The sequence below is a fragment of the Actinoplanes sp. NPDC048967 genome (genome assembly GCF_040649415.1).
Lineage (GTDB): Bacteria > Actinomycetota > Actinomycetes > Mycobacteriales > Micromonosporaceae > Actinoplanes.
The window spans coordinates 922,256-941,689 of the sequence record NZ_JBEZFL010000001.1; the positions used below are offsets into that span (position 1 = coordinate 922,256).

At 72.8% G+C, this 19,434-nt stretch carries 17 protein-coding genes; 9 read left to right on the plus strand and 8 right to left on the minus strand.

What is annotated here, in order from left to right; translation table 11 throughout:
- Positions 1-154: 154 nt before the first annotated feature.
- The 3 genes from AB0C12_RS04355 to AB0C12_RS04365 all read right to left on the minus strand — a co-directional run bounded on the left by AB0C12_RS04355 (position 155) and on the right by AB0C12_RS04365 (position 2,004).
- Positions 155-784 (minus strand): uridine kinase, encoded by a 630-nt coding sequence (locus AB0C12_RS04355; RefSeq protein ID WP_360544014.1) that lies wholly within the window; start codon positions 782-784, stop codon positions 155-157.
- Positions 785-793: 9 nt separating this feature from the next.
- Positions 794-1,264 carry a winged helix-turn-helix domain-containing protein gene (locus AB0C12_RS04360; RefSeq protein WP_360544936.1) on the minus strand — a complete coding sequence of 157 codons (471 nt, stop codon included), beginning with the start codon at positions 1,262-1,264 and terminating at the stop codon, positions 794-796.
- 362 nt (positions 1,265-1,626) lie between these two features.
- Complete coding sequence (locus AB0C12_RS04365) at positions 1,627-2,004, minus strand: signal peptidase I (protein ID WP_360544015.1); 378 nt, start codon at positions 2,002-2,004, stop codon at positions 1,627-1,629.
- Between the two features lie 52 nt (positions 2,005-2,056).
- Between AB0C12_RS04365 and AB0C12_RS04370 the strand changes: the two genes are divergently transcribed.
- Positions 2,057-2,449 carry an ankyrin repeat domain-containing protein gene (locus AB0C12_RS04370; protein WP_360544017.1) on the plus strand — a complete coding sequence of 131 codons (393 nt, stop codon included), beginning with the start codon at positions 2,057-2,059 and terminating at the stop codon, positions 2,447-2,449.
- Positions 2,446-3,375 (plus strand): DUF3500 domain-containing protein, encoded by a 930-nt coding sequence (locus AB0C12_RS04375; RefSeq protein WP_360544019.1) that lies wholly within the window; start codon positions 2,446-2,448, stop codon positions 3,373-3,375. The genes AB0C12_RS04370 and AB0C12_RS04375 overlap by 4 nt, the downstream gene beginning before the upstream one ends.
- A 9-nt stretch (positions 3,376-3,384) precedes the next feature.
- On the opposite strand, the gene secA2 is transcribed toward AB0C12_RS04375, so the two are convergent.
- From secA2 to AB0C12_RS04395, 4 genes are all read right to left on the minus strand, one after another.
- Positions 3,385-5,673: an accessory Sec system translocase SecA2 gene (secA2, locus tag AB0C12_RS04380; protein ID WP_360544021.1), complete on the minus strand. Its 2,289-nt coding sequence runs from the start codon at positions 5,671-5,673 to the stop codon at positions 3,385-3,387.
- 65 nt (positions 5,674-5,738) lie between these two features.
- Positions 5,739-7,472 (minus strand): ABC transporter ATP-binding protein, encoded by a 1,734-nt coding sequence (locus tag AB0C12_RS04385; RefSeq protein ID WP_360544023.1) that lies wholly within the window; start codon positions 7,470-7,472, stop codon positions 5,739-5,741.
- 54 nt (positions 7,473-7,526) lie between these two features.
- Positions 7,527-8,612, minus strand: coding sequence for a zinc-binding alcohol dehydrogenase (locus tag AB0C12_RS04390; RefSeq protein ID WP_360544025.1), 1,086 nt, complete (start codon positions 8,610-8,612; stop codon positions 7,527-7,529).
- Entirely contained in the window at positions 8,605-9,588 is a 984-nt protein-coding gene (locus tag AB0C12_RS04395; RefSeq protein ID WP_360544027.1) for a Gfo/Idh/MocA family oxidoreductase, read from the minus strand. Before AB0C12_RS04395 ends, AB0C12_RS04390 begins: the two co-directional genes overlap by 8 nt.
- A gap of 183 nt (positions 9,589-9,771) precedes the next feature.
- Here AB0C12_RS04395 and AB0C12_RS04400 point away from each other — a divergent pair, with 183 nt between their 5' ends.
- The 6 genes from AB0C12_RS04400 (at position 9,772) to AB0C12_RS04425 (ending at position 16,486) form a co-directional block, all read left to right on the plus strand.
- Positions 9,772-10,788: a glucosyl-3-phosphoglycerate synthase gene (locus tag AB0C12_RS04400; protein WP_360544029.1), complete on the plus strand. Its 1,017-nt coding sequence runs from the start codon at positions 9,772-9,774 to the stop codon at positions 10,786-10,788.
- Positions 10,785-11,921, plus strand: a complete 1,137-nt coding sequence (locus tag AB0C12_RS04405; RefSeq protein WP_360544031.1) for a glycosyltransferase — start codon at positions 10,785-10,787, stop codon at positions 11,919-11,921. Before AB0C12_RS04400 ends, AB0C12_RS04405 begins: the two co-directional genes overlap by 4 nt.
- Before the next feature lie 89 nt (positions 11,922-12,010).
- Positions 12,011-12,751 (plus strand): ATP-binding protein, encoded by a 741-nt coding sequence (locus tag AB0C12_RS04410; protein ID WP_360544033.1) that lies wholly within the window; start codon positions 12,011-12,013, stop codon positions 12,749-12,751.
- Positions 12,748-13,800 (plus strand): chemotaxis protein CheB, encoded by a 1,053-nt coding sequence (locus tag AB0C12_RS04415; RefSeq protein ID WP_360544035.1) that lies wholly within the window; start codon positions 12,748-12,750, stop codon positions 13,798-13,800. Before AB0C12_RS04410 ends, AB0C12_RS04415 begins: the two co-directional genes overlap by 4 nt.
- 33 nt (positions 13,801-13,833) lie before the next feature.
- Entirely contained in the window at positions 13,834-15,699 is a 1,866-nt protein-coding gene (locus AB0C12_RS04420; RefSeq protein ID WP_360544037.1) for a CheR family methyltransferase, read from the plus strand.
- Between the two features lie 58 nt (positions 15,700-15,757).
- A complete protein-coding gene (locus AB0C12_RS04425) occupies positions 15,758-16,486 on the plus strand; it encodes an ATP-binding protein (RefSeq protein WP_360544039.1) in 729 nt (242 codons plus the stop codon).
- Between the two features lie 7 nt (positions 16,487-16,493).
- On the opposite strand, the gene AB0C12_RS04430 is transcribed toward AB0C12_RS04425, so the two are convergent.
- Positions 16,494-17,639, minus strand: coding sequence for a SigB/SigF/SigG family RNA polymerase sigma factor (locus tag AB0C12_RS04430; protein WP_360544041.1), 1,146 nt, complete (start codon positions 17,637-17,639; stop codon positions 16,494-16,496).
- A gap of 1,179 nt (positions 17,640-18,818) precedes the next feature.
- On the opposite strand from AB0C12_RS04430, the gene AB0C12_RS04435 reads away from it, so the two are divergent.
- Positions 18,819-19,434, plus strand: a 616-nt coding sequence (locus AB0C12_RS04435; RefSeq protein ID WP_360544043.1) for a hypothetical protein, incomplete at its 3' end; no start/stop codon positions are given.

The following is a 19,434-nucleotide window of genomic DNA, read 5'->3' on the forward strand; positions in this document are numbered from 1 at the left end:
ACCGTGGAGCCCGCAGATACCCACCGCCGAAGATCCCAAACGAGACCCTCGCAAAAAAGTAACCGCAGCATAACTGTCAGTGCACGTTACCGCCACGGACTGCGCGATCCAGCTTTCGCGTCGCAGCTCAGCGGGGGTGTGGCGAGCGATTCATTCATGATCCGACGACCACGGCCGGGCGCCGCGGGTCGTCCAGCCGGACCACGAGATCGGCGAAAGCGGCGGGGTCGACCTCCGCGCCGTAGCGGGCGTACGCGGGCAGCGTCCAGCGCTGCTCCGGCTCGGTGCGCCGCTCCAGCGCGGCCGCCGACAGATGCAGATGGACGGTGACGTCGAAGGGCAGCCCCGAGCCGAGCAGCAGCGGCCCGCTGACGAGCACCACGGCGTCCGGGGACAGTTCCCGGTACGGCTCGCGGGTGGCCCGATCCGAGCGGGCGTCCCAGAGCCGGGTCAGGATGCGCCCGCTGCCGCCCGGGCCGGCCGGGTCGAGCACCTCGCGGCGCAGGCCGGCCTCGTCCAGCCAGCCGAGATAGAACGAGTCGGGGTTGGTGCGGCCGAACTCCAGGCGCAGTGAGGCCGGCCGCAGGAAGTCGTCGGTGCGTACGCGTACCGCCGAGCGGCCGCGGACCCGCAGCGGGTCGACCAGAGCGTCCGCCAGCGCCGCGGGATCGGCGGCGTCGGCGCCGTCGACGGCGACCCGCAGCCGGCCGTCGGCCGCCGTGCCGGCCAGCCGGTCGGCCAGCTCCTCGACCAGGACCTCGATCGACACCGGACGCACCCGCACCGGGCCAGTCTAATCGTGCGGTAGCACCACGATCCGCGCCTCGTCGGCCAGGCGGTAGCCGACACCGTAGACGGTGGTGATCAGGGGCAACTGGGCGCCCATCTTGACCCGCAGGCGGCGCACGTGCACGTCCACCGTGCGCTCGCCGGTGTGCTCGTAGCCCCAGACCGCGGTGAGCAGCTGGGTGCGGCTGAACACCCGGCGCGGGTGGTCGGCCAGGAACAGCAGCAGGTCGAACTCGAGCCGGGTCAGCGGCAGCAGCTCGCCGTCGACCAGGACCTGGCGCGACGAGGTCAGCAGCCGCACCTCGATGGTGCCGTCGTGGTGCGCGGCCGGAGCGGGCTCGGTGACCCGTGCGGTCGCCGGCGGCTCGACGGCCACGGAGCCCTGACCGGCCTCGACCAGCTCACGGACCGCCTCGATGAGCCGGTGCGCCTGCGGCGGCAGCGCGTCCCCGGTCAGCGGGATGTTGAGCGTGATGGTGAGGGCGGCGGGAGGCACGGGCGCGGGGGCGACGCGACGGATCGCGGCCAGCCGGCCCGACCCCTTCGCATGTCGTCCCGTGCGTGCCGACAGGGCGGTGACCGCCATGAATCCTCCTGCGTCGAAGAATGGAAACCACGCACCCGACAACGGGCGCGATTTAATGCACGCTTAAACCGCGGTCGATATTTCCGGCCACGCGGTTGCCGGGTCAAGGTGGCATCCACACTGTGGGAAACTCGTTCCATAACCATTGGATGCATCGTGTTTCCGCGCACCAGGAATGCGAATACCGGCGCGGCGGTTAACGGCGGGCATCCGTTTGTCTTCGGCGACAAATAAAGCGGGAACGCGGACGATCAGGGCGCCGGCGGCGGGAGCCGCCAGCCCGGCAACGACGGCCAGCGCACGGTCAGCACCACCGTCTCCACGTCCCCGGCCAGCCAGGAGTGGTCCTGACCGGGGCCCCAGACGACATAGTCGCCGGGCTCGCGCAGCAGCACCGTACGGTCGCGCAACTCGATGTCGAAAGCTCCCCGGATCAGTACGAGCAGCGCCGTACGGACCTCGTCGGTGGCCCACGCCGCGCGCCGATCGCCGGGCGGGTGCACGCCCCACTTCACCTCGACGTCGACGCTGTGCAACAGGTCACCCTTGGGCATGAAATGGCCGAGCAGCCAGCCCTGGTTGGCCGCACCGTCCGGCCCGGCCCGGCCCACGTAGACGCCGTCGCTCACCGCTCACCCCCGGATAATGTGCGCAAGACATTAGCACCGTAGGCTGGCCCGCATGCCCGAGGAATTGGATGCCGAAACCATCGCCTTCGCGCACCGGATGTTCGACCTCGCGCGCTCCGGGTCGACCGAGGAGCTCTCCGGCCAGCTGGCGCACGGGCTGCCGGCCAATCTGACCAACGACAAGGGTGACACGCTGCTGATTCTGGCGGCGTACCACAACCATCCGCCGACCGTCGCCGTGCTGCTCGAGCACGGCGCCGACCCGGCCCGGGTCAACGACCGCGGCCAGACCGCCCTGGCGGCCGCGGTGTTCCGCAAGAACGCCGACAGTGTCCGGACGCTGCTCGCCGCCGGCGCGGACCCGGCCGCCGGCAGCCCGTCGGCCGTCGAGACGGCCGCGTTCTTCGACCTTCCGGACATGGCCGCACTGCTGCGGGGGGAGTGACCGTGACGCTCGCGGATGAGATGCGCACGGCGGCCGCCGCTCTGCTGGCGACCGCGGAGGGGCCGGGGGCCGCTGCGGCCTTCGACGACGACCGGGCGCGCCGCTGGATCGAATACCGGCCCCGCCCGCGGCCCGGACTCAGCCTGGCCGACCTCGGCCTCGGCGCCCGCAAGGCCGCGCACCGGCTGCTGGCCACCGCGCTGAGCCCGCCGGCGTACGCACAGGCCATGACCGTGCTGGCGCTGGAGGAGATCCTCGACCGCCGGGAGGGCTGGGCCCGCGGCCGGCACAGCGAGGACTACCGGGTGATCGTCTTCGGCGCGCCCGGTGACGACGAGTGGGGCTGGCGCTTCGAGGGTCACCACCTGTCGGTGAGCATGACCGTGGCCGATGACCGGGTCTCCCCCGCGCCGGTGTTCCTGGGCGCGAACCCGGCCCGGGTCGACACCGCCGGGCGCACGGTGCTGCGCCCGCTGGCCATCGAGGAGGACCTCGGCCACGAGCTGCTGCGGTCGCTGCCCGCGGCGGCCCGCGGCCGGGCGGTGGTGGCCGACCGGGCCCCGTCCGACATCCGCTCGGCCACCCGGCCGGCCAGCGTGCCCCTGTCCCCCGCCGGGATCGCCCGCACCGACCTGCGACCGGGCGAGCGGGCGCTGCTCGATCAGCTCGTCGCGGTGCACCTGGGCCGGCTGCCGGACGAGCTGGCGGCGGCCCTCGACCCGGCCGGCGGCGACGTGCACTTCGCCTGGGAAGGGCCGCCCGGCCCGGGCACCCGGCACTACTACCGGATCCAGGCCGACGACCTGCTCATCGAGTACGACAACACGAGCGACGACGGCAACCACGCGCACAGCGTGCTGCGGCGCCCGCACGGCGACTTCGGCGGCGACATCCTCGCCGCCCACCGCGCGGACGTCCCGCACTGAGCCGCCCGATCAGCCGCCTGAGGTGAGGCGGCGGCCGACGGCGGCGATGAGCCGGTCCAGCTCGGAGCCGAACGGGTTGTCGTGCACCAGGTACGTCCAGGTGGCGCTCGGGCGTACGATCTCGGCCTGCTCCGGGTGGTAGCCGTCGCTGAGGTCGAGCTCCTCGAACGTGGCGATCGTGCGCGCCTCGATCTCGGTGAAGACCTTCTGGAACGCCGGTACCGCCGCCCGGTGGAACTCGTCGAGCGGGTCGAGCTTGCCCAGCGCCCGCAGGTGCACACCCTCGCGCACCTCGGAGAGCTCGGCCAGGTGCTCGGCCCAGAGCCGGTCGAGGTGGTAGAGCGCGATCGAACGGGCGGCGTCGGACAGCACGTCCTCGTCGATCTCCTTGGCCTTCTCCGGCGACCGCTCGAGCAGCATGATCGCGGCGACCTCGGAGGTGAGCAGCCGTTCCCGGCGCTGGGCCAGGGCGAGGCGCTGCTCCTCGATCACGACGCTGTAGCGCCAGGTGTTGCGGTGGATCTCGTGGTTGACGCCCTCGGCGACCCGCTGGGCGTGCTCGACCGCGTACTCGACCTGCTCGTCGTGCACGACGCCGTCCATGTCCATCCGCGGCGAGGACGGCAGGATGTCGCCGGCGTGCCGGGTGATCAGGTCGTCCTCGAGGCTGACGAAGAACACCGAGCCACCGGGGTCGCCCTGCCGGCCGGCCCGGCCCCGCAGCTGGTCGTCGACGCGGCGGCTGTCGTGCCGGCCGCTGCCGATGACGTACAGGCCGCCCAGCTCCGCGACCTTCTCCGCGTCCTTGCCGTCGCTGCCGCCCAGGCGGATGTCGACGCCACGGCCGGCCATCTGGGTGGAGACGGTGACCGCGCCCAGGGCGCCGGCCTCGGCGATGATCGCCGCTTCCTCGTCGTCGTTCTTGGCGTTGAGCACGTTGCTCGGCACCCCGGCCGCGGCCAGCTGCTTGGCCAGCAGCTCGGAGGCCTTCACGTCGAGGGTGCCGATCAGCACCGGGCGCCCCTTGTCGTGGGCGATCTTGATCTCCTCGACCAGGGCCTCGTCGCGCATGTCGTGCGCGGAGTAGATCCGGTCGGGCTCGTCCTCGCGGATGTTCGGCGTGTTCGACGGGATGACCGCGACCTCGAGCTTGAAGTACTCGCGGAGCTGCTCGCCGACGTGCACCGCGGTGGCGGTCATGCCGCACACCGTCTCGTACAGCGCGATGTAGGCCTGGACGGTGATCGTGTCGAGGACCTCGCCCTCGGCGGTGGCGCTGAGCCCTTCCTTGGCCTCCACGGCGGCTTGCAGACCGTCGGGCCAGCGGCGGCGCTGGGCGACCCGGCCGCGCATCTCGTCGATCAGCTCGACGGTGCCGTCGCGCACGATGTAGTCGACGTCGCGGCGCAGCAGGGCCCGGGCGTGCAGGGCCACGTTGACCGCGGAAAGCTGCTCGACCTGGTCGTCCGCGTACAGGTCGATGCCCATCTTCTTCTCCAGCGCCTCCAGGCCGGCGTTGGTGAAGGCGACGCTGCGGCCGTCCTCGGCCACCTCGTAGTCCTTGCCCGGGCGCAGGTCGCGGACCAGCGCGGCGGCGTCGTGCACCGGGTCGCTCTCGGTGGAGATGCTGCCGGCCAGCACCATCGGCACCCGGGCCTCGTCGATCAGGATCGAGTCGGCCTCGTCGACGATGGCCGTGGCCAGCTTGCGCTGCACCCGGTCGGCGATGTCGGTGACGAGCTGGTCGCGCAGGTAGTCGAAGCCGCCCTCGCTGACCGAGACGTAGGTGACGTCCGCGGCGTACGCCTCGCGGCGCTCCTCGCGGGTGGAGGTCTCGGTGACCCAGCCGACGGTCAGGCCCAGCAGCTTGTAGACCGGCTCCATCCAGGTGGCGTCGCGGCGGGCCAGGTAGTCGTTGACCGTGAGCACGTGCACCGGGCCGTTGCCCAGCCGCACGTGGCCGTACGCGGCGATGGTGGCGGTCAGCGTCTTGCCCTCACCGGTGGCCATCTCGGCGACCTTGCCGGAGAGCAGCGCCATCGCGCCGACCAGCTGGACGTCGTACGGCCGCTGCTCGAGGGCGCGCCAGGCCGCCTCGCGGCCGACCGCGCAGATCTCGGTGTAGTCGTCCGCCGCGGCGGCGGCCTCGGTCAGCGCGGCGTCGTCGAGCTCACGCAGCGCCTCCTCACGGGCTTCGATGGCCGGCAGCCGGCGCTCGAGCGGCGCCAGATCGACCGTGGTGCCCGGACGCTGCAGGAACTTACGGAACCGGTTCTTGAACCGCTGCGACACACCCATGGGCGGTTACGGTACTTCACTTACCTTGAAACGTGGTGCCGACTCCCGGCCGTTTCGCCCAGGGCTCAGCTGACCAGCAGTTGGTGTGCGGCGAGCTCCCGATAGAGCGGGCTGGTCTCCAGCAGCTGCTCGTGCGGGCCGACGGCGACGACCCTGCCCGCTTCCAGCACCACGATCTGATCGCTGTCGACCACCGTGCTCAGCCGGTGGGCAACGATGATCAAGGTGCGCTGGACGGACGCCGCCGCGATCGCCTCCCGCAGCGATGCCTCGTTGCGGGCGTCGAGATTGCTCGTCGGCTCGTCCAGCAGCAGGATCGGGGCGCCGGCCAGCAGCGTCCGGGCGATGGCCAGGCGCTGGCGCTCGCCGCCGGAGAGCAGCACTCCGCCCTCGCCCACCTGCACGTCCAGGCCCTCGGGGGTGCGGGTCGCCAGCGCGCCGAGATTGACCTGCTCCAGCGCGTCCAGCAGACGTTGCTCGTCGGCGCCGGGCGCGGTGAGCAGCAGGTTGTCGCGCAGGGTGCCGGCCAGCACCGGGGCTTCCTGTTCGACGTAGCCCAGCCGGCGGCGCAGCGCCTCGCGCGGCAGCTGCCGGATGTCGGTGCCGCCGACCCGGATGGCGCCGGAACCGGTCTCGTAGAAGCGCTCGATGAGAGCGAGCACCGTGGACTTGCCCGCGCCGGACGGCCCGACCAGGGCGATCCGGCTGCCGGCCGGCACGGTGAAGGAGACGTCGCGCAGCACCTCGGTGCCGCCGGGATAGCCGAAGCTGACGTTCTCCAGCACCACGGCCGGCTCCCCGGCGCCGTCCGGCCCGGCCGGCGCCGGGCTGTCGCCGGCCGTCTCCGACGGCAGATCCAGGACCTCCTCGATGCGCTGCAGGGCGCCGAGGCCGGTCTGGAGCTGGGTGTACGCGTTCAGCGCCTGACCCAGCGGCAGCACCAGGAAGAAGAGGAAGAGCACGAACGCCACCAGGTCGCCGACGCTGATCGCCCCCGACGCCACCCGGGCCCCGCCGACGCCGAGCACCAGCAGGAACGCGCCCTGGGTGGCCGCCGCGGAGGCCGGTCCGATGAGCGCGCGCAGCCGGGCCACCCGCATGCCCGCTTCGTAGGCCTGCGTGGCGCTGCGGGTGACGGTCTCGGCCTCACGCTGCTCGGCGCCGCTGGCCCGGATGGTGCGCGCCGCGGAGATGGCCCGTTCGACGGCGGAGGTCATCTCACCGAGCCGTTCCTGCGTCAGCTCGGACAGTCCCCGCACCCGGCGCGAGACCGAGATGGCCACGGCCATGCCGACAGCGAGCCCGCACAGCGCCACGCCCAGCAGCAGCGGATCGAGCACCGCCATGGCGACGGTCGCGCCGGCCACCATCACGGTGCCGGTGACGATCTCGAACAGCCCGGACGTGACCACCGCGCGCAGCAGGGTGGTGTCGGCACCGACGCGGGAGAGCAGGTCACCGGTGCGGCGAGTGTCGTACTCGGCGATGGGCAGGCGCAGCAGGTGCCGGGCCAGCCGGCGGCGGGTGGTCAGCACCAGCCCCTCGGCGGTGCGCTGGAGCAGATAGTCGCGCAGACCGCCGAGCGCGGCCCCGGTGAGCAGCAGCGCGACCAGCAGAGCCACGGCACCGCCGATCGGCCGCCCGGCCCCGATGCCGTCGAGGACCGAGCGGACCAGCACCGGCTGCACGAGCGCGGTGACCGCGGTGACCAGGGAGAGCCCGCCCACCACGGCCAGTGTGCCGCGATGCTCGCGAAGGTAGGGCAGCAGTGCGGGCAGTCCCACTCTCCGCACGGCCATGCGCCGAGGGTAGCCGCGCCCGGCCAGGGCGCGAGGGTGTCGCTCAGCACTCTCTCAGCAGGCCAGCACCGCCTGGAGCTCCTGGCGGCGGCGGGCGGCCAGGTCGTCGAGGAACTGCGGTGCCTCGTCGAACGGCACCACGGCCGAGACGAGGTGCTTGCGGATCAGGTCGCCGTCGGCGCGCAGCAGGTCGATCGTGGCGGCGGAGAGGCGTTCGCGGTCCCAGGTCGGCGCCAGGCCACGGGGCACCCGGCCGATCTGGGCGCAGCGCAGCCCCAGCCCGTTGTGGTGGAACTCCTCGCCGAGCCGGACCTCGTCGGCGCCGCCCTGGTAGAAGGCCAGGTCGATCACCGTGCCCTGGGGGCGCAGCAGCCGCAGGGCGAGCTGCAGCGCCGAGGCCTGACCTCGGCACTGGAAGACGATGTCGGCGCCGCGGTCGTCCGCGGTGTGCCGCCAGGCCGTCTTGAGGGTGACCGCCGGGTCGCCGTCCTCGGGGTCCAGGGTCGCGAGACCGAGGGCGGCGGCGACCGCACGGCGCTGCGGCGTCGGGTCGAGCACGATCACCGAGGCCGCGCCGTGAGCCCGGGCGAACAGGGCCGTGAGCAGGCCGACCACCCCGGCGCCGGTGACCGCGACGCGGCGGCCCGCCACGCCGTCGCCGAGGCTGCGCACGGCGGTGCCGTGCAGGTCCGCGGCAGCGTGCAGCAGGCCGTTGGCGCAGATCGGGCCCATGTGGGCGACGTAGATGCCCAGCATCGGGTCGAGGTCGGCCGGCAGCGGCACGACCCGGTCGCGCAGCGGATCGCCGGTGTAGCCGGTGCGGTGCCCGTAGGTCATCGCCACGACCGCACCCTCGGCGACCGCCGGGGTGCGGCTCTGCTCGACCCGGCCGACCTCCATGTAGCCGAGCCGGGTGACCGGGAACGGCTGCTCGACCGGGCCGCCGAACAGGCCCAGCACCGGGTCGAAGCCGTGGTGCAGAGCCGGGTTGGTGCCCTTGACGTAGCTGAGCTCGGTGCCGGCCGACACCCCGCTGAACAGCGTCGCGACCCGGAACTGGCCGTCGGCGAGCGGGGCCGGCTCCTCCTCGGCGATCGCCAGCCGGCCGGGCGCGGTCACGATGATGGTGCGCTCAGACATGCGAGACCTCCGCGGTGCGGGGGGTGACGGCCCGGCCGGTGGCGGCGGCCTCGGCGACGGCCAGGGCCACGGCATGGGTACGCAGCGCCTCCGCGTACGGCACCCGGACGTCGTCGCCGTCGCCCCGGACGGCGTCGATGAACGCCTGGTCCACGGCGATGCGCGCAGTCTCCGGATCACTGTCCACTGTGCGTGGTCCGTCGGCGTCGCGGACCACCAGCCCGGTCTCGGTCACTGCCAGGGCCAGCCCGTCGGCGTAGACCTCCAGGCCCGCCCGTTCCTTCCAGCCGAGCACGCACGTCGCGGCGAGCGTCCCCACGGCACCGCTCGCGAAGCGCAGCGTGGCGGCGGTCGCACCGTCCACATCGGCCCCGTCGACCGGCGGCGGCGTGCCGTTGCCGGCCGCCGTCACCTCGGTGATCTCGCCGGCCAGGTGGCGGGCCAGGTCGAGCACGTGGGCGGCCTGCTCGACGACCGGGCCACCGGAGCGGTCCTGGTGCGGCCACCAGGACACCGGCGGCACCTTGTCCAGCCACGCGCCGGTCACCAGCCGTACGGGCCGGTCCCGGAGCAGGGCGCGCGCTTGTTCCACAATCGCGAGATAACGCCAGTGGTGACCGACCGCAGTCACTAGCTCACTTTTCGCAATGAGGCCCGCGATTTCGGTGGCTGTATCCCAATCGAGCGAAATAGGCTTTTCGACGAACAATGGCAGTCCAGCGGCCACCACGGCCCGCTCCGCGTCGCCGTGGGCGAACGGCGGCACGCACACATAGGCCGCGTCCAGACCGGACCCGAGGAGCGCCTCGACATCCGGGAACGCCCGCCCGCCGTGCGCGTCGGCGAGGCTCTGCGCCGCCGCCGGAACGACGTCCGTCACGCCCACCACCTGTACACCCGGCAGCCCGGACAACACCCTGGCATGCCGTTGCGCGACGCCGCCGGCGCCGATCATTCCCACTCTGGTCCCGGCCATGAGCCCTCCCCGATCGTCGACTCCGTCCTGCGGCCCCTCGACTTCTCCGCCCCGGCAGATGTGAAACGTCAGGTCTTTCCGCAGGTCCGGACATCCAGCTGTTACCCGGCGGCAAGATTGGAGGCGGCCAGTCATGGGAAAGTTCCGCGCTTCGCTGTTGATCGTCAACTGGGGGGTGTGCCCATGCGGCACTCGCGCACGAACGTTGCTCCGACCGCGTCACCCATCGTCGAGGCCTGGGCGGCCTACCGGACCGGAAACGCCACACAATGGACATCCCGGCAACTGGCCCGCGCGAAGAAGGGCACCCGCGTCAGCGTGGTCATCCCGGCGCGCAACGAGGAGGCGACGGTCGGCGCCATCGTGTCGACCATCCACGAGCACCTGAGCGTGCAGGTCCCGCTGGTGGACGAGATCCTGGTGGTGGACTCCCGGTCCACCGACGCGACCGCCCTGGTGGCGCGCGCGGCCGGGGCCCGGGTGGTGCACCAGGACGACGTCACCCGCGGCCTGCCCCGGATGGAGGGCAAGGGTGACGCCCTCTGGGCCGGCCTCGCGGCCAGCACCGGTGACGTGGTCGCCTTCGTCGACGGCGACCTGCGCGACTTCTCCCCGCACTTCGTGACCGGCCTGCTCGGGCCGCTGCTGACCGACCCGTCGGTCGAGTTCGTCAAGGGCTTCTACCACCGCCCGCTGGTCAGCAACACCGGCGTCGAGACCGACGGCGGCGGCCGGGTCACCGAGCTGGCCGCGCGTCCCCTGATCAACCTGTTCTGGCCGGACCTGGCCGGCGTGGTCCAGCCCCTGGCCGGCGAGTACGCGGGCCGCCGCACGACCCTGGAACGGATCCCGTTCGTCTCCGGGTACGGCGTCGAGATCGCGATGCTGATCGACCTGCTGGACCTGGTCGGCCTGGACGCGCTGGCCCAGGTCGACCTCGGCGAGCGGTTCCACCGCCACCAGGGCACCGAGGCGCTGGGGAGGATGTCGGCCCAGATCATGGTGACCGCATGGTCCCGGCTGCACCGCCGTGGCCTGGTCGCCGACGCGCTGCCGCCCTCGACGCTGCTCACCCAGTTCCGCCGCGGTGGCGCCGACGCCCTGCCGCACCTGGACCGCGAGATCGTGCTCAGCGAGGTGGGCGTCACGGAACGGCCGCCGCTGAAGACCGTGGCGCGCAGGTCGGTGCCGGCCGCATGAGAGTCCTGATGAACGCGGGGCCGTGGCTGCCGGTCCCGCCGAACGGTTACGGCGGCATCGAGAACGTCATCGCCACCCTGGTGCCCGAGCTGCGCCGGCTCGGGGTCGAGGTGGTGCTCGCCACCGTGGCGGAGAGCACGCTGGCCGTGGACGAGCGGGTGTCCGTCTTCGACACCGGGCAGTTCGCCCAGCTGCAGCGGCCGTACAACCAGGTGTGCGGGATCGTGCCCGCGCACCTGCACGCCGTGCGGCGCCGGCTCGCCGAGGGCGACATCGACCTGGTGCACGACCATGTCGAGGCGGCCGGGCTGGCCACCCTGGCCGCGCTGGGCCCGGACTCGCCACCCGGCCTGCACACCCTGCACTGGGACCTGGCCAAGCACCCCGAGCTCTACGGCACCTTCGACGGCGGTGACCGGGTCCGGGTCAACGGCGTCTCGGCGAACCAGCTGACCCACGCCCCGGCCGCGCTGCGGGCGCACGCCGTCGGCCACGTGCACCTCGCGACACCGCTGGCGGACGGGGCCGATCTGCGCGCCCCGGTCGGCAAGGAGGACTACGCGGTCGTGCTGGGCCGGATCAACCCCGGCAAGGGGCAGGACCTGGCGGCCCGGCTCGCGCACAGTGCCGGCTTCGACCTCGTGCTGGCCGGTCCCGTCGGGCCGTACCACCGTCCCGAGGATCTCGCCGCGGCCGGCCCGGCGGCGGCGCAGAATCCCGATGTCCGGTTCTGGCAGGACCACGTGGCGCCGCACGTCGACGGTGACCGGGTCCGCTGGGTCGGCACGGTGACCGGGCAGGACCGCGACGACCTGGTCGCCCGGGCCCGGGCCGCGCTCTTCCCGCTGCGGTGGGAGGAGCCCGGCGGTACGGCGGTGGTCGAGTCGCTCGCGCTGGGCACCCCGGTGATCGGCATCGCCCGGGGCTGCCTGCCCGAGCTCATCGAGCACGGCCGGACCGGACTGCTCACCTCCGACGAGGAGGAACTGGGTGAGCTGGTGACGGCGGCCGGCACGATCTCCGAGGCCGCCTGCCGGGAGGAGGCCGCCGGCCGGTTCACCCCCGCGGTGATGGCATCCTCCTATCTCGGTCTCTACGAACGGGTACGCGACGGGGCCGCCGTCGGGGTGTGATGCCGCTCCTTGCGTTTGCCCCGGTGGGTTCGAGGGCACTGATCGCGGACGACGCGACGGACACGGCGCGTCGGTATGGAGGGGAGCGGATGACGAGCCAGCTGGTCTGCCGGCCGGAGCAGCACCTCCCGGTGGCGATCCTGCGGGTCAGCGGCGTGCTGGACGCGATGACGAAGGAAGCGCTGCGGCACGCCCTCGCCCAGGCACTGTCGGCGCAGCCCGAGGCACTGCTCATCGACGTGTCCGCCCTCGAGATCTCCGACCCCGCCGCGCTGGACGTGCTGAGCACGGTGGTGTGCCGGACAGCCGACTGGCCGGCCGTACCCATCGTGCTCTGCGGCGCCGGGCCGGAGACGGCCCGGATCATCGGCTCCTGGCCGGACTGCGCCGCGGTGAGCACCTCGATCAGCTGCGCCGACGCCCTGAAAGGCACCAAGGAGGAGCCCGAGCCCCGGCGGATCCGGGTCCGGCTCCGCCCGGTCCCGGACGCCTGCCGGCAGGTACGCCAGCTCGTCACCCAGGCCTGCACCTCGTGGCACCGCCGCGAGCTCGCGGGCACCGCCGCGCTGGTCGCCACCGAGCTGGTCGCCAACGTGGTCCGGCACGCGCACACCACCATGGAGTTCACGGTCGGGCTGCGCGACGGCCGGGTCTGCCTGACCGTCCGGGACGGCAGCCGGCTGCTGCCGCGGCCCAAGGCGCCTGAGGTCGGCGAGGCCGGCGGCCGGGGCCTGCAGCTGGTCCGGGACCTGACCGATGCGTGGGGGGTCCTGCCGGTCCCCGACGGTAAGGTGGTGTGGACCCATCTGACGGCGGGAGCGGCAGTGTGACAGCCAGGCACCGGGACGTCATCGCCGTCGGCGCGTCCGCCGGCGGAGTGGAGTCCCTGCGTGCCCTGGTCGCCGGCCTCCCGCCGGACCTGCCCGCGTCCGTCCTCGTCGTCCTGCACCTGCCGCGCGATGCCCCGAGCGCGCTGCCCTCGATCCTGAACCGCAGCGGCCCGCTGCCCGCGGCCTCCGTCGTCGAGGGTGAGCGCATCCGGCCCGGTCATATCTACGTCGCGCCCATCGACCACCACCTGCTGCTGCTCGACGGGCACCTGCGGGTGTCACACGGCCCCGCCGAGAACGGGCACCGGCCGGCCGTCGATCCCCTCTTCCGCTCCGTTGCCCGCACGGCCGGCCCCCGCGGCATCGGGGTGGTCCTCTCCGGCTCCCGCGACGACGGCGCGGCCGGGCTGGCCAGCATCGTGGCCCGTGGCGGCACCGCGGTCGTGCAGGATCCGGCCGAGGCGCTGTATTCCTCGATGCCGCTCGCCGCCCTCGCCCAGGCCCCCACCGAGCACGTCGCGCCCGCCGCCAAGCTGGGCGGCCTCCTTGCGGAGTTGACTGCCATGCCCCTGCCCGACGGTCCGCGGCTGCCCGCCGACAGCCTGCTCGACACCGAGGTGGCGATGTCCGATCTGGCCGCGGTCACCACCGATCAGTTCGCGCCGCCGGCCGGCTTCGGCTGTCCCGCCTGCGGTGGCGGGCTGTTCCAGATCGACGACGGCCCGGTCCCCCGCTACCGGTGCCGGGTGGGTCATGCCTGGTCGCCCGAGAGCCTGCTGGACGAGCAGGCCGTCGCGCTGGAGGGCGCGCTCTGGATGGCGTTGCGGGCGCTGGAGGAGAAGTCCGAGCTGAGCCGCCGGATGGCCGCCAACGGCACCCACCGGCGGGCCGGCACCGGGGCCCGGTTCGACAACATCGCGGCCGACGCCGACGCGGCCGGCGCGACGATCCGCCGGCTGATCGCCCGGCTCGGCTCGATGCCGGACCGCGATCCCGACACGGCCACCCCCGGGGATCAGCCGGACGAGTTGCCGTCCGACGTGCGGTAGCGTCGCCGCGCAACCATGTGACGGAAGGCCATCATGATCCCCACCGACCCGGACTTCGAGGCGCTGCTGGTCTACCTCAAGGAGTCGCGGGGTTTCGACTTCACCGGCTACAAGCGATCCAGTCTGATGCGCCGGGTCAACCGCCGCATGGCGCAGGTCGGCATCACCGGTTACCAGGACTACTCCGATCACCTCCAGGTGCACCCGGACGAGTTCACGGCGCTGTTCAACACCATCCTGATCAACGTCACCGGCTTCTTCCGCGATCCGGAGGCCTGGGAGTATCTGCGCGCCGAGATCCTCGAGCCCCTGGTGACGGCCCGGGCGCCGGACGCGCCGATCCGGATCTGGTCGGCCGGCTGCGCCTCCGGCGAGGAGGCCTACACGCTGGCGATAGTGCTGGCCGAGACGCTGGGCATCGACGGGTTCCGCGACCGGGTGAAGATCTATGCCACCGACGTGGACGAGGAGCAGCTCACCGAGGCCCGCCAGGCGACCTACGGCGAGCAGGCGCTGGACGCGGTCCCGCCGGAGCTGAAGGAGAAGTACTTCGAGCGGACCGGCGAGCGGTTCACCTTCCGCAAGGACCTGCGGCGCTCGGTCATCTTCGGACGCAACGACCTGGTCCAGGACGCGCCGATCTCCCGCATCGACCTGCTCGCCTGCCGCAACACCCTGATGTACTTCAACGCCGAGACCCAGACCAAGATCCTGTCGCGGTTCCACTTCGCCCTGGCCGACGGCGGCATCCTGCTGCTGGGCAAGGCCGAGATGCTGCTCAGCCACGGCAACATCTTCACGCCGGCAGATCTCAAACGCCGGATCTTCCGCCGGGTGCCCCGCGCTCTGTACCAGGCCGGGGCCGCCTTCGGCGAACAGCTGCCCGCTCCCACCGACCACTTCCTGAGCCTGGACCAGCTCCGCAACGAGGCATTCGCCGCCAATCCGGTCGCCCAGCTCGGGCTCACCCCCGACGGCCTGGTCGCGCTGACGAACACCCGGCTGGACAAGCTGTTCGGGGTGTCGTCGCGCGACATCGGTCGGCCGTTCCGCGACCTCGACCTCTCGTACCGCCCGGTGGAGCTGCGCCGCTACATCGAGCAGGCGCAGGTCGAGCGCCGCACCCAGCGGGTCGGTGACGTCGAGTTTGTCCGCCACGGCGAGAAGATCCACCTCGAGGTCCAGATCAGCCCGCTGACCGCGTCCGACGGCAGCCTGATCGGGGTCAACATCGTCTTCGACGACGTCACCGCCGCGCGCCGCCTGCAGGACGACCTCGAGCAGGCCCATCAGCAGCTGGAAGCCGCCTACGAGGAGTTGCAGTCCACCAACGAGGAGCTGGAGACCACCAACGAGGAACTCCAGTCGACCGTCGAGGAGCTGGAGACCACCAACGAGGAACTCCAGTCGACCAACGAAGAGCTGGAGACGATGAACGAGGAGCTCCAGTCGACCAACGAGGAGCTGCAGAACATCAACGACCAGCTGCGGGTCAGCACCACGCAGCTCGATGACGCGAACGCGTTCCTGGAGACCGTGCTGGCCAACCTGCGGGCCGGTGTCGTCGTCGTCGACCACGACATGCGGATCCGGGTATGGAACAGGCGCGCCCAGGACCTCTGGGGCCTGCGCTCGCACGAGGTGGTCGGCGAACACTTCCTCAACCTGGACATCGGGCTGCCGTTCGAGCAGCTCCGGCCCCTGCTCCGCGGGGTGCTGGGCGCGCAGGGCGGCGCGGCGGAGCTGGCGGTGGAGGCGGTCAACCGGCGGGGCCGGCCGATCACCGTACGGGTGGCGGCGACCCCGCTCGCGGCCCGGGATTCCGCCAAGGACAACGACGGCGCCATCATCGTCATGGAGGCGGACGCGGTGCTCGACGCGACGGCCGACACCGTTTGAACAAGGATGCATCGGGTATGCAGCCACACCCAGGATGGGATTCAGGAGGTCGGTAGCGATGTCGGTCGCCTGCGAGGTGAGGGACGACGGGCGCCGGCTGATCGCTGAGCTCGCCGGCGACCTCGGCCTCAATGACGTCGCCGACGTACGCGTCAAGCTGCTCAAGTGCCTGGCCGAGCAGCCCGAGGCGCTGCTGATCGATCTGTCCCGGATGACCCTCGCGGACCCGCTGGCCCTCTCGGTGTTCGTCGCCGTACGCCGGCAGGCCGCCCGCTGGCCCGGCATCCCGATGCTGCTGTGCGCCCCGGAGCCGCGGACCGGCAGCCAGCTGAGCGGCGGGGCGTACCGCACATTGCCCTGTTTCACCACCCTCGAGGCCGCCCGCGAGCACGCCCGGCTGGAACGACACACGCTGTCCGTGCTCAGCGACGAGTTACTGCCCATCTCCGGCGCGGCCCGCCAGGCGCGCAACGTGGCGACGGACGCGTGTGTGCGCTGGAACCTGCCCGACCTGGTCGCCCCGGCCAGCCTGGTGGCGAGCGAGCTCGTCAGCAACGTCGTCGATCACGCGCACACGATGATGACCATCCGCGTGACCCTGCGTCCGCGCTTCCTGCACGTCGCCGTCCGCGACGGCGACGCGGCCGAGCCGGTCCTGCGCGCCTCCGAGGGCTCCGCCACGATGCGGGGCCGGGGGCTGCTGCTGGTGGAGGCCACCGCGCATTCCTGGGGCTGGCTGCCGACCGACAACGGCAAGGTCGTCTGGGCGTCCCTGCCGGTGAGCTGAGGAGTTCCTACCGGGTGCCGGTGTCGAGCAGGTGGTGCAGGCCGGAGACCGCGAGGATGCGCGACACGTACGGCTGAGGGCCGGTCAGGGACAGGGAAACCTCCGCCACCGCAGCCGCGGACGCGGCGTCGACCAGGGCAGCCACACCGGCGGCGTCCACGAGCGGCACCGCCGACAGATCGACGACCAGCCGATCGGAGCCGGCGGCGGCGACGGCACGACGCAGACTCTTCCGCAGCCGGGCGGCCGTGTCGCGGTCGACCTCCCCACGGATCCGTACCGTGAGAACCCCGTCCTCGTGCGAGACGGTGATCTGCATGCCGTGGCCGTCGGCCGCGTCGTTCGCGCCTTCCCAGCGCGGCAGCGTGTCGCTCAGCATGGCCTCACGCAGCCAGCCCAGCGCCCGGCTGAGCAGCCGCGACACGTGCATCTGGGAGATGCCCAGCTCGGCGGCGATCTCCGCCTGGGTGCGGTTGCCGTAGAACCGCATCGCCAGCATCTGCCGCTCCCGCGACGGCAGCCGCACCAACAACCCGGCGACGGTGATCTTGTCGTCGACCGCCTCGAGCTCGGCGTCGGCGTCACCGATCAGGTCACCGAACTCCGCCGAACCGTCCACTCCGGCCGGAGCGTTGAGCGAAGCCGGCGAATAACCGGCGGACGACTCCATCGCCTCCAGCACCGCGGACTCCGGCAACCGCAGATACGCGGCCAGTTCGGCCACGCTGGGCCGGCGGAACAGCTCGGTGGTCAGCACCATCGTGGCGTGCCCGACCTCCAGACTCAGGTCCTGCACCCGCCGGGGGACGTGCACACCCCAGGTCCGGTCCCGGAAGTGCCGCTTGATCTCACCGGAGATCGTGATGACCGCGTACGCCGTGAAGGAGCCCCGCTGCGGGTCGTACCGGTCGATGGCCTTGACCAGGCCGAGCCGGGCCACCTGCTCGAGATCCTCAAGGGCCTCGCCCCGGCCCCGGTAACGGCGGGCCATCCGCCCGGCGAACGGCAGGCAGAGCGCGACGAACTCCGCCCGCGACTGCTCCCGGGTGAGGGCGTCGGCCGACGCGACCCGCTCCGCGTAAACGGAGGCGGCCAGATCCAGGTCCGCCAGCACGCGCTCGCCGGAGGGCTGCACGTGGTCGTGTGCAGACATGGCACCCCCTAATTCACGCATCCGGACCGACGCCCCTCGATGCGCGACTCGCGACCCCGACGCCGGCTGCGAACCAACCATGGAACCCCCGGGGTCGACCCCTCCGGCCACCGTACTGCCCGACCCCTTCGAAGCCGAAACACCAACCACCCATCGGTGTCGCTGATTGCCCGTGGCGCCGGCGGGTCAGCCGTTGTGATGCCCCCGCGGCTGCTCCCCGGCCGGATCCTGCGGGCGACGGGGAAGCCCACTGGGCGCGTCGTCGTCCGCACCACCGGCCGCGGGAGCGACCGGAACCTGCGGGGCGGCGCCCCGGGTGGGCAGACCCGACGGTGTGTCGGTGGGCGGGAGGGGGCGGTTGAGCTGGCCCATCTGCGGGGGTTCCAGCGGTGGGCGGGTGGGGCGGGCTGATGCTGGGGAGCCGGTGAGGCCGGACTGGATGGTGGGGCCTGGCCCGTCCGGGTGCTGTCCGGTTCCCTGGGGCGAGGGCTCTTGGCCGTTCGCCGGGCCTCCGTTCGCCGGGCCTTGGCTCGCCGGGCCTTGGTTCGTCGGGCCTTGGTTCGCCGGGCCCTGGGGAATCGCGGGCGGCTGAGCTGCGGGCGCTTGGGATGCGGGCGTTTGTGGTGCGGGCGTTGGTGGGGCGGCTTCGAAGGGGCGGTTGAGCTGGCCCATCTGGGGTGGTTCCAGAGGGGGGCGGTTGGACGGGCGGGGCTGGGCTCCGGGGTGGCCGGAGAGCGGGGCTCCCGGCTGGCTCGGGCCTGGGCCCCACGGGGTTGAGCCGGCCGCCGGGTTGATCTGCTGACCGGCGGTGGGGCCGGCCGGCTGGTTCGGGCCGGCGGATTGGGCTGCGGTCGGGGCGCCTTGCCAGCCGGGGATCGGGGCGGCTGGACCGTTCGCCGGGGTTTGGTCAGTGTCGCTCGGGCGGGTGACGGGCGTCAGGGCGGCGGCGAACTGGTTCTCGGGTGGGGTGACGGGCTGGGCCGGGCGGGCGAACTGGTCTTCGACCCCGGATCGGGCCGGTCCGGCGGCCGGGCCGGGGTGGTCGGGCTTGTTCTGGTGGTTGGGTGTGGCGAGCCCTCCCGTCCAGCCGGCTGGGATTTCCGTTCCTGCTTGCTGCGTAGGGCCGGGCTGCGGGGGCCAGGCGGCTTGCTGGGGGGCGGCTTGCTGGGCGGCGGGTTGGTGGGACGTGGGCTGCTCGGCAGCATGCTGCTGGGTGGCCTGCTGGCCGCCAGGCTGCTGACTGCCCGGCTGCTGACTGGTCGGCTGCTGACTGGTCGGCTGCAGACCGCCCAGCTGCTGACCGGTCGGCTGCTGACCGGCCGGCTGCAGACCGCCCGGCTGCGGGGACCAAGTGGCAGGCTGTTGAGCGCCAAGCTGCTGGGCAGCCGGGTACTGGCCCCCGGGCTGCAGGCCGCCGGGCTGCGGGCCGCCAGGCAGGCCGCCAGGCAGGCCACCGGGCTGCAGGCCACCGGGCTGCAGGCCACCGGGCTGCAGGCCACCGGGCTGCGGGCCGTCCGACTGCGCGGACCAGGTGGCAGGCTGCGCAGCGCCGGGCTGGTGGGGCGCCGGCTGCTGCGTGCCAGGCTGTGCGGACGAGGCGGCAGACTGCTGAGCGCCGGGCTGCGCGGACCACGCGGCGGGCTGCTGGATGCCGGGCTGCGGGGCGGCTGGCTCATGCGTGCCCGGCTGCTGCCCGGCAGGCTGCTGCCCGGCAGGCTGCTGCCCGGCAGGCTGCTGCCCGGCAGGCTGCTGCCCGGCAGGCTGCTGCCCGGCAGGCTGCTGCCCGGCAGGCTGC